8 protein-coding genes are annotated in these 10,657 nt (G+C 44.0%); all 8 read right to left on the bottom strand.

All coding sequences use genetic code 11. The features are described from left to right. Positions 1–527: hypothetical protein (locus tag Q0Y84_RS09440; RefSeq protein ID WP_297953034.1), on the bottom strand; the 527-nt coding region annotated here is incomplete at its 3' end. Next, positions 517–1,701 carry a baseplate J/gp47 family protein gene (locus Q0Y84_RS09435; protein ID WP_366791765.1) on the bottom strand — a complete coding sequence of 395 codons (1,185 nt, stop codon included), beginning with the start codon at positions 1,699–1,701 and terminating at the stop codon, positions 517–519. The genes Q0Y84_RS09440 and Q0Y84_RS09435, both read right to left, overlap by 11 nt. After that, entirely contained in the window at positions 1,688–2,074 is a 387-nt protein-coding gene (locus tag Q0Y84_RS09430; protein WP_060463490.1) for a hypothetical protein, read from the bottom strand. Before Q0Y84_RS09430 ends, Q0Y84_RS09435 begins: the two co-directional genes overlap by 14 nt. After that, a complete protein-coding gene (locus tag Q0Y84_RS09425) occupies positions 2,067–2,546 on the bottom strand; it encodes a hypothetical protein (RefSeq protein ID WP_297953029.1) in 480 nt (159 codons plus the stop codon). The genes Q0Y84_RS09430 and Q0Y84_RS09425 overlap by 8 nt, the downstream gene beginning before the upstream one ends. A 12-nt stretch (positions 2,547–2,558) precedes the next feature. After that, positions 2,559–3,626 (bottom strand): hypothetical protein, encoded by a 1,068-nt coding sequence (locus tag Q0Y84_RS09420; protein WP_297953028.1) that lies wholly within the window; start codon positions 3,624–3,626, stop codon positions 2,559–2,561. Then, positions 3,623–4,033 carry a hypothetical protein gene (locus tag Q0Y84_RS09415; protein ID WP_089150973.1) on the bottom strand — a complete coding sequence of 137 codons (411 nt, stop codon included), beginning with the start codon at positions 4,031–4,033 and terminating at the stop codon, positions 3,623–3,625. The genes Q0Y84_RS09420 and Q0Y84_RS09415 overlap by 4 nt, the downstream gene beginning before the upstream one ends. Before the next feature lie 11 nt (positions 4,034–4,044). Next, on the bottom strand, positions 4,045–5,079 hold the full coding sequence (locus Q0Y84_RS09410) for a phage baseplate protein (protein WP_297953024.1): 1,035 nt from the start codon (positions 5,077–5,079) through the stop codon (positions 4,045–4,047). Between the two features lie 15 nt (positions 5,080–5,094). Continuing rightward, entirely contained in the window at positions 5,095–10,629 is a 5,535-nt protein-coding gene (locus Q0Y84_RS09405) for a phage tail tape measure protein (RefSeq protein WP_297953022.1), read from the bottom strand. Positions 10,630–10,657 lie beyond the last annotated feature (28 nt).

The following is a 10,657-nucleotide window of genomic DNA, read 5'->3' as shown; positions in this document are numbered from 1 at the left end:
TCTTGTGAACCTAGCCCAGCATACAGCTTCAAATGTGAAGTTGAAACGAATTTAATTTCATCAATCCAATAGCCCATCGCAAGCATTTTTTGAAAGTTGCGGATAATAAACTTTTGCATTCGCAAGGTTTTAACCGCATCAAATGGCACTTGAATACCAACATGCCGGATACTGGTCTTCCAGACTTTAAAGCCTTCACCCGTTTGCAACGCACTAGACGCGATTTTATAAATCGAGGGAATGGTACCTTGCGCACGTGATAAAAGCTCCATGATGTGAATAATGAACCTATAATTGTCATCATCTTGGCTGGGTCTATATGTCTGAATGTCGGCACCAAAAAGGTCGAGCGTTGTTCCTTTGGCGTCCTTTAAAGCTCGCCAGCGTTCAACTTTATTAGCATTATCGCTAATTGCTTCAAGAGGCTCGTTAAAGGCATCAATTAGCTTGTAAAGATTGCCACCAGGTCGCTTATACCAATAGTCAGAAATTTCAGCTAAAAGCTGTTCAGAAGTCTCATACGCCATTTACTACCACCTCAATATTTTTAGTGTCACAAGAGACGGCTTCAAACGGCTGTGTAGGTATATCTTTGTCTGCTAAATGCTCGGGGTCAGTTCCGATCTCAACGAGTGCCTCACCAACGCCTTCAATTGAATAGATAGACGGATAAATTTTAGTTAGGTAAACGGTACCGCCCATCAGTAAACTGTTGATGTAATCAGCTATTTCTTGCTTTACATAGTCGGCACCATCGTCGGTGTTCCACTCGTCAGTTGTTCTGATCTTAACCTTTGCATAGATTGGCTTGTCAGTCGCATAGTCAAAATTGATCTTTTTAACTTCACCTGTTACATCTTTTGCTTGAACTTCTTTGCTACCGGTGAGAGTAATGCCAGCCGCCACTTTATCAGCTAAGCATTGGGCTATGTCGTCCTCTTTTCCGCCCAAACAAAAAACGTGAACCGAATACGGTGGATTCCCGTATTGGTCCGCGTCTGCGAACGGATTTTCAATAATATTTACTTGCCTTACACCTGGCAAGTTCATTAATGCTGATTTGATACCAGCCGTTGACGGTCCAGGCTTTGCCACATTTTCCATGATTAGCCGCGCTCTATATGTGGAGTCGTCTTCATCATCTTGTCCGCCAGCTGCCTTTTGTGGATTCGTCACGCTAATAATGTCTTCATCAGGATTAGAAACAATAGTGATTGTGTTAGGTAAAACGTTGTTAAAATCGCCCGTTTCAACGGATTGGACAACGCCAACACCAATGTATTGACCGCTTGAATCTTTTGCGGTGGTTACGTCCTTGATAAGGTCAAACACAACACCGTCATCAGTCTCAAACTGTTCACCTGCCTGTATCAAATATTCGTCATCAGTTACGATCTGAATATTTGCGAAGCTTGGTGTAGCAACTTTCCTCGGAAGATCTAAATTAGCACCGATTCGATCAAGTGAGCTTTCAGTAGCCGTGCTGATATAAGCAGAATAGTAAGTTTTTTGCAGTTCTTGAATTAGCAAGGTTTCGCGCCACGCTATCAGTCGGGCAATAATTCCAAAATTGGAATTACTTGTCAGGACGATATCGGTGCCAAAACGTTGCATCAAGTCATCTTCTACACTGTCCAGTATTTCTTCATATGTGGGAGCTAAGAACCCCCGCTTGTGTAGTCCGAAACTAGCTATCGCCAAGCTCAAAACCTCCCTCTACGTTTTCCGGTTGACCATCGCCAACTTGAACAGTTGCGCTAAAAGCCACATATAAGCCTCTTCTAGGCATTTTCTTAAAAGTGATACTATTAACCGTTTTGACCTCTGGAACCTTCTCCGTGATGGTCGTAGACATGTCAGCGGACGCAAGTTGAGCATTGAAGTTCTTACCAATGAAGTTGCTATAATCTGCCCCTTGGTCGGGGTCAAGATTAGGCATTTCACCGTAGCGAATCAGCAGTGTAGCCCTTATTCTTTGGACTATTTCGTCAATTCCTTCAACGATTGCTAAGTCGTGAGTAGTAGGGTCAATAACTAGATCACCGTACTCATTTACCAGTAAATCCTTAGCCATCTTTTGCGTCACCTCCGAGAACTCCAACAATAATCGCATCATTAGCATCATGAACCCTTGAACTATTCGGAGTGTAAGTGTTGACAGCTCTACCGCCTTCCCAGTTGTCATTGTCACGGTCTAATACAACCGCGACCACTGGGACACCTTTTCTCATAAGCTTCTTTTTAGGCAGCTTATCAGCTAAATTAGAGCCTGTTTTAGCATCAACCTTTTCATATTCGGGTTTAAGCCGCTCAATGATTTCATCAATCATGTAGCAACTTTCAGCAACCGGAATATCTAAGTATTGTGCTGACGTTTCACCATCGCTTGAATTAGCAAGTGGCAGAATATCCGCTGTATGTTCGCCCTCGTTGTAATCAATTACTTTTGCGATAAAAGCATTATCCATACCAGCTAATATTCCCCATTGAAATTTGCGCATTGCGTTGATAGCCGCTTTGCGCTCTTCATTTTGTGATTGTGCCATACACTCACCTCCTTAAATCTTTCCAAGTGAACATTGCGTTTGTGCTTTATCCATGTCAAATGTATGTTGACCGGCCTTCACATAAAAATAGCCGGTCAAATACTTACTTTCCATGTGAATCCCCACGTTGGTGGTTATGTCTGGAACCAATGGAACCATAATTTCCCACGTTCCTTTACCGGAGCTGTCATCGCTACTTTCGTTGTAACTTGGTGGCTGTAACAGGTCTTGGTCATCAATCTCATACCACGTTCTCTTTGTGCTTTTTGGATTAATGATTTCAAGCTTTCCTTGAATGTAGGTCATGATTGAACCTGTTTTTTTGACCACCTGTTTAAGCAGTGTTAATGGTTTGCCCTTTGCGGTAAATGACTTTTTCAAAGTTGGATTCTTTGCTAAGTCAATCTTAGAAATTACGATTCCTGATTGACTTGCAATTCCTTTGATCAAAGTCTTATAGTCCGTGCCTTTGCGGAATGTTTTATTAACTTGAACCACCTTTGTCGCACGAGTTTTAATTCGCTTCTTACGCCACTTGCCTTTAATGGTCTCTTTATACGGTGTGCGATGGCGAACCGTGTACTTCTGCCCTTTTTTAGGACCTCGTTTGTACTCTTTGGTCTCTGTGTAATGGTGGTATCTAGTAACCGTCTTATCAGGTTGCTTGACCCACTTCGTTACATATTTGTTGACCTTCTTTTCTTTCGTTACTTTAAGCTTACGAGCGGCGACATTACTGTAATTAGTGCCCTCGGTGAAAGTAATCGTAAAGGTGTCAGTCGTACCATCGTGGTTAGGAATACCGATTTTTTCGATAAATCCCTCGGCAAGAATCTTCTTATCAGGTCCCCAGTTAAACGCAACATAGCAATAGAATTTCTTATGATAGAAATTTGCATGTTCCTTGGTCATGTTGTACAAAGTGACCGTGTTTTGTTGTGGTGTAGACGAATCCGCAAAGTTAACTTCAAAAGTAAACGGGTAATTATGCTTATAATGCTCGTTGTTGTAAACGGTTTGGGTTTTGCCCTTATCGTTAGTGCAAACAAACCACATATGTGGATTGCTAGTAACTATCAATATGAGACCTCCTGATCCGTTAAATCGTCGCTATCTTCGTCAGGGTCGTACCCTAATGGCTTGATAGTTGGGTCTTCATCTTCTGAACCAAGTGGATCAATCACGTCAATGTAAATTTGAACATCATAGCCAAACTCAGCCTTGCCGGCATCTTTTGCGTTGCCAGTTTCGTCCATCACTCTCATATCAATTCGAGGTAAACGAGTATCAGGAATATCAATAGCGACTAGCTGATTAAGTATAAGCGGCTCCTGTTCTAGCAAGGTTTCGCCATTCTGATAAATGGTAATCGTGTACCAGTCGGCAACGGGGTTATAGTCAATTCTTAGCGTGTAAACCTCGCCAGCCAATTTGATGTCAAAAATGTCCGGCAAATCATCAATGTTTACTGGAATGTATTGACGCATTTTACCCCTCCTTACTTAACTCGCATCTTGCTTTTAGCCTTATGCTTCTTGTCGTTGACATAGATCAAGTTACCGGCATAAATGCGGTTAGGATTCTTGATCTTGTTGACCTTTTGAAGCCAAGAAACCGACTTACCATAGCGTTTGGACAATCCCCACAGGGTATCGCCCGGCTTGATGGTTATTGCGGTGTAGTTTTTATTTCTGTTGCCTGCCAACGTCTTGGAAGACTTAGACCGCTTAGCATTCTTCTTTTTGCCGCTTGTCGTGATCTCAGCAGCTCGAACAAATGTGAAGGTAATTGAAACCTGCATCGTGTTTTTGAAGCCGGTAAATTGCCGGTCAAGCTGTGATATCAGCAAGTGCTTGTAATAAATGTCACCACGGAACGTTAATTCTTCATGGTGACTGTGCCACGTCCTCAGCTGTACCCACTTGTCATGGGCTGTGCGACCGCCGTTAATGTCGTCAGAAATAAGACCGTCAATAGTGACCGTCTTAGAATTGAATCTCGCATAGTCTTTACGAGGCGCTCCCTGATCAACGGCATAAGAAGTAATGTTTGATGAATTGCTTTCCGATTCCGTATTCGTGGGACTAAAAAAGACAATATCGCTTTCTGTCCCGTTTAATGTTGGGAAAATAGCCATATTGCCTTCATTCGTAAATTCTTTTTTATGTTGTTCAATTTTGCTGACCATTGCGGCTTGATCCGTGGTCTTGCTTTTGTTAACACGTTTTTTATTAGTCTTAGCTGGTTTAAGCTGGTTCTTATACTTTTTATACCGGTTCATGTCTGCATGATATTTTTTCATGTAGTCTTCAAACTTCTTAGTATATTTAGCTTTCAGCTTTGGATCTTTCGTGTTAAAAACCTTTGCTGAAAAGTCCATTGCCGTAGCATTGGCTTTCATTGCCGCACGGTGAGCTTTATCAGCCTTATCTTTGATTTCTTTTATTTTTCTTTCTGCTTTAATTTGCGCCTTAGTCTTTTTGCGCCCCTTACGGGGCTTAGACTTGTTTTTTGGCTTTTCTTTTTTAGCCAACTTAACAACTCCTTACTAATAAAGCGATGGATCCGTACCGAATTCATCGCCTATGTTTACTAGAACCTTATTAATTTCACGGCGTACCAGTTCCGCAATCCGCTTAGCATCTTCTTTCGTTCCGTAAATCGGACCATTGAAATTGATGTTAATGACAGGTGCTGAGCCGTGAGACCGTGTAGGTCTGTTAATCTTTGGAAACTTAAACATTTGCGCTAAGTCAGAAACTTTACGCTTTGTTTGTTCGTGACTATCAACTTTAACAGGACCGTCAGCAGTGATTAGCTCTGGACCACGTTCACCTGCAATAAATGGGGTGTGCGCTTTTGGACGTCCACCCTTTGCATAGCCGTGACCATTACCCAGCGCTGACAAGCTAGAACCATAGCGATGCTTAGCATAATTCAAGCCCGCGTAAATGTTGGCAGGTCCGTTAAAGATACCGCCAGAGCCTTTACGCTTAAAGGCTTCAAATGTTGCTCGCTTGGTTTGCATAAGTCCTAATGCTGGACCGGATCCGTCACCGTCTGGGTCGCTTCCTGGTTGTCTTGCATTAGGGTTACCACCTGATTCAGTTTGGATCTGACGCAATACCCTTGCGACCATTGAATCAGAAGTAGACAAGTGCAACATACCAAGAACGCGCTTAACTGTACCAGCCCAACGCTTAACACCTTCACCACCGATGTTGCCACCGAGTGAACCTTCATCGCCTAACTTGTCCTTAATCCACTTTAAAGCGGCTGGACCAAGTTCGCGCTTTGCTAATGCAGTTAAGTTAGCAGCTGGCTTTGCAGTCTTCTTAGCAGTTGATGCATTGTGTAGCCCTTTGACTCGATAGAAGCCATAGCCCATACCCATGTCATCAGCAATACGAGTTACACGTGCCTTTGGCGGTGTTTCGTTGAACATCGTACCGGTCTTAGGGTTCTTGACGATACCCACGTGACCGGCTGCGCCTGTTCCATGACCAAAGATAACCAAGTCACCCGGAATAGTTCGATTAATACTCTTGCCAAGATATTGGAGGGCGGAACTATGTTGCATATCAACAGTAGAACGCCCTGCATTAATTCCGAAATGCTTTAAAGCCTGTGCGACCATACCAGAACAGTCACTAGCTGCCTTACTCATAGCACCCATGACATATGGGACGCCAGAGAATGTAGACTCAGCAAATCTCAGGAACGCTTCACGAGTGCCACCTTTACCATCACCACAGCCGATTGCGTTGTTGATGACTGACCACATGGCGTTAGACCAAGCATTACCGAAGTGTTGAGATGAATTTTGCGCAAGTCCGATAGAACCGCGCTTTAAATTCGATCCGCTTGGTTTGAGTTTGTCTAAGTACATTTCTTTGAAGCTTTGTGCTGGGTTGGCTCCCGCCCTCTCAGCAAGTTTTCTCAATGCACTATGGCTTAGCCCTGACCCTTTGGCAAAATGCTTTACACCGGCTGATTTAGCCACCTGCTGTGTCTGTGTCCCGTTGAGGACACCCCAGCCCTTTGGTAGCATCATGGTGACATTGTTGCCACGTGGCAAGAACAATTCATTCTTGTCACTAACTAAGGCTTCTTGCCTTGGTCCTGTTTGTGCATCGTTAACCATTGCAAGGGTGTTTTCGGTTAGACGCCCATTCGCATCGGTACCAGTAGCAAACTTGACTGGCTTGATAACTGAGGTATTGCCTCCGAATTGTCCAAGAACCTTGTCAATTCCAGTAATACCCTTGTTGATCTCACCAATTGAGTCACTCATTGCATCCCGTGCGTAACCCTTGGTCTTGTCTAATGCTTTTCCAAAGCCTTTGGCAGTGGACTCGCTAAGACTGATAACACCGTCATGGGTCTTATCCATCTGCTTGACAATGCCTTTGTGCATGTCTGAGTAGTCAGAGATAGCCCGCTTTCGGGTCTTAGAGCTATCTTTACCCGTTTGACGTGTAATCTTATTCCAAGTGCTTGAACTCTTCTTAGAGAGGCTATTAAGTGACTTAGACGACTTGTCTGCAATTTGCTTATAATCGTTGGTTACCTTCTTTGAGGTTTTACCAAGCTTATCAGTTCCGCTTGCGTAGCCTTTGAGCGTTAGCCCATTGCCTAAACCGCCGTTTAATACTTTTGCGGTATCATGTGCGTTCAGGATATGCTCGCCAGCGTGAACTTTCGTAAATTGCGGACCATTAGCACCAAGTAAACGAATGTGGTTAGCATAAGGCTTGTATGCTAATTCGGGACCAGCTTCACCGACAAGAGCACCGTGTGAGGTGTGCATTGTACCGCCGTTAGCGTGTGCGAACTTGTCATACTTGTATTTGTGCTTACTGCCACCAAAAGCATAATTGATGTCATTGGCAAAACCTTTGACATTATTTTTAGTACCAGTCCATGAGTTCTTAGCCCATTTACCAAAAGCACCAAGTTTGCCAGTGAAGCCATTCCAGGCTTTGATAATTCCACCAATAGAATTGTCCCAAGCCTTTTTTATGCCGCCCCAGAAATTAGACCAGCCTTTGGCAAAGCCCTTTTTGAATGCTTCCCACTTTTTAGGCAAACTTCCCCAGAAATTATTCCAGTTGCGCTTAATGCCGTTCCATGAGTTTTTAGCCCATTTGCCTATCTTAGCCCAGAAGCCATTCCAGCCCTTGCCAAACCATTTAGAGAACGCATTCCAACGGGACTTCATGTCCTTAAAGGCAGTTTGAAAAAGCTGACCTTTCTTAAATGCCTTTACATAGCGGTTGTTGTTAACTGATTTCCAAATGTCATTCCATTTTTTGCCATACCATTTGCCAAAATTGGAAACACCTGTTTTAGCCTTTTTCCAACCGCTATTAATGCCTTTGCCGATATTTCTACCAGTTTTTGAAGCCCAATTCTTTATGTTGCTTCCAGTTTTACGGGTATTTTTAGGCAAGTTTTTAAAGAAGTTGTGACTAGCCTTAATGCCTTTATTCCAACCTTTGTGGATGTTATTTCCGACATCACCAGCCCAATTCTTTATGCTGCTTCCAGTCTTGCCAACGTTAGAAGGGATATCATGAATCCACTTGCCAACGCCCTTGACGCCTTTGTTCCAGTCTTTGCCAACATCAGACGCCCATTTGCCAATGCCTTGCGCAGTTTGACGGTTCCACTTGGTCCAGCCGGCAGACTGCTTTTTGCGCCAGTTGCCCATGCCGCCCCAAAAGTCGTTCCACTTTTTGCCAGCTTTGCTGAACATGTCTTTGGTAGACCAACCAAGATTTTCAAGTGACCAGAAGTTTTTGGGCGGTTTGCTCTTTTGCCAGCCCTTAACGAATTGGTTAACAGCATGACCACCCCAGCGCCCAGCGACTTTCCCGATTTGAGCACCGACAGCGGCACCCATTGGACCACCAACAGCCAACCCAATCAAGCCACCGGCACCAGTACCAACGGCACCACCAATGTCTTGACTACGGTTTTCTGCATTATGACGGTTCTTGATAGCGCTAAAAACTTGCGTACCAGCATCAATACCCACACCGATACCAGCGCCCACATTGGCAACTTTGCCTAATGTTGTTAGATTCTTAAACCCACCAGCATGGCGAGCCGACTCTAACGGTGCTTGATACCATTTGCGTGAACCTTTTGCGGCAACATCTATGACCCTTTGAGGTCCTGCTTTTGCTACTTTACTGCCACCCATTAACTTAGTGACTATACCGGCTTTTTCACCTGTACCAAACAGGCTACCAGCAAGCTTAGTGGCTTTTATAGCATCTAATCCAGCTTTGACCTTACCCAAAAAACTAATAAATTGGGCAGCTTTAACAGCTGAGTAACCAACTAGTAAGCCCTTGCCAATCCATTCAATTTGCTTTTTGTGGGTTGAAGACCATTCAATGAACTTGACTAAGCCATTAGCCACCTTTGCAACAGCACCGCCAACATCTTTTTGGAATTTCTTACCGTCTTTTGATAGCAAGAACTTAGCAAGTTCGTTACTTGCTTTATTGATTGCTGGTAGAACTGCATTACCAAGTGTCATTTTGAAGGCATTCATAGCCTGGCGGGCACTGTTTGCGCTACCTTGTGCGGTACCCATGTTCTTAGCGGCTAACTTAGAGACATATGTGCCAGTTTTACCGGCTTTTTCTGTCCGCTTAGTTAAGCCTTCTACTTCTTTTGAAGATTTAGCTAAGATCATGGCACCGTTCATGCCAGTAGTTCCGAATATCGACTTAAAGAAGCCGTTTTGGTCGGAACCACCTTTACTATGCTCTTCAATGTGCTTATAAAGCACGGACATATCTTGCGACAGCCCTTTCAGGTTGCCGTGGGCGTCCACCATTTCAGATTTTTTAATACCAAGCTTAGTAAAGATAGAGTTCTTAGAACCAATCTTGTTAACTTGGTTAGTTAATCCGTTAATTGTGGCACGTAAGGCAGTACCAGCCTTATCAGACTCCAAACCGTTGTTTGATAAGACACCCAACGCCGACGCGGTTTCTGCTAGGCTAATGTTATTAGAGTGTGCCGCCGTACCAACGTACGACATAGCAACACCTAAATCGCTAAATCCCGTAGAAGTTGCGTCCGCTGAGTAAGCCAACTCGTTAACAACGTTTTTGGTGTTTTTCAGCATCTTGCTGGTTGAATTGGCACGCATACCGAATGCATCAAGAACCTGTGAAGATACCGTAGTAACATCACTGAAATGGTCACCAGATGCTACGCTAGCTTGCAATTCAGTTTGTAGGGCTCCGACAGCTTGCTTTGTGGTATAACCACGCTTTACAAGGTCTTCATACCCTGCGGCGATTTCTTGCTGTGACTTACCATATTTAATGGACATGTCACGCCCTTGGCGTTGCATCTCCATAACTGACTTGGTTACTTCTTTTTGCTTTTCGCCACCGAGAACTGCCAAGTTGTTAATTTCGCGGTATCTCTGTTGAATTGCCGCTGATTGCTTTGCGCCAGAAAAGGCAGCCGCACCAACGGCACCAATTCCAGCCGCCGCAACCGTTGCACCACCTCGAATGCTGTCCCACGCACTGTGGAGCTTGTTTTTCATCGTGCTGGTGGCTTTGGTAACATCATTGGCACCCTTTACCCAGCGGTTAAACCCAGTTGGATGGATTCGTTCCATCTCAGATTGAGCGGATTTAATCCCAGCCTTGAACTTATTTATCTCAGCTGTGGTTTGATTGAGCTTTATTTGCTGATTTCTATAAGCATCACTAGCCTTGTCAGTAGAACTAGTGGTGCGGTTCAAGGCACTTTGTAAGCGGCTTTGTTCGGCGCTTAATTTGCCGATTGCGCCCTGATATGCCTTAACCTTTTGTTGATTAGCCTCGTAAGTTTTGCCCTCAGATTCCAGACGTTTAACATATGACGCGGTTACCGTGTCAATGTGATTTATTTCCCTTGGGAAATTAGCAGACATGTGCAAACTGTTTGCTCGTCTCTGCAATTCCCCGAACGCTGAGTTTAAAGCCTGTGTAGCCTTTTTAGCCTCATTCACTTGCGCAAAATTAGCTTTTAAGGACAGCGACATGCCTTCATGTGCATCAGCCATTTATTAACGCCCTTTCTTTTTGGCAAAA

The sequence above is a fragment of the uncultured Lactobacillus sp. genome (assembly GCF_947367125.1).
In the GTDB taxonomy this organism is placed as follows: domain Bacteria; phylum Bacillota; class Bacilli; order Lactobacillales; family Lactobacillaceae; genus Lactobacillus.
Note: the sequence above shows the minus strand (reverse complement) of the source record. Positions and strands in the feature narration are given on the sequence as shown.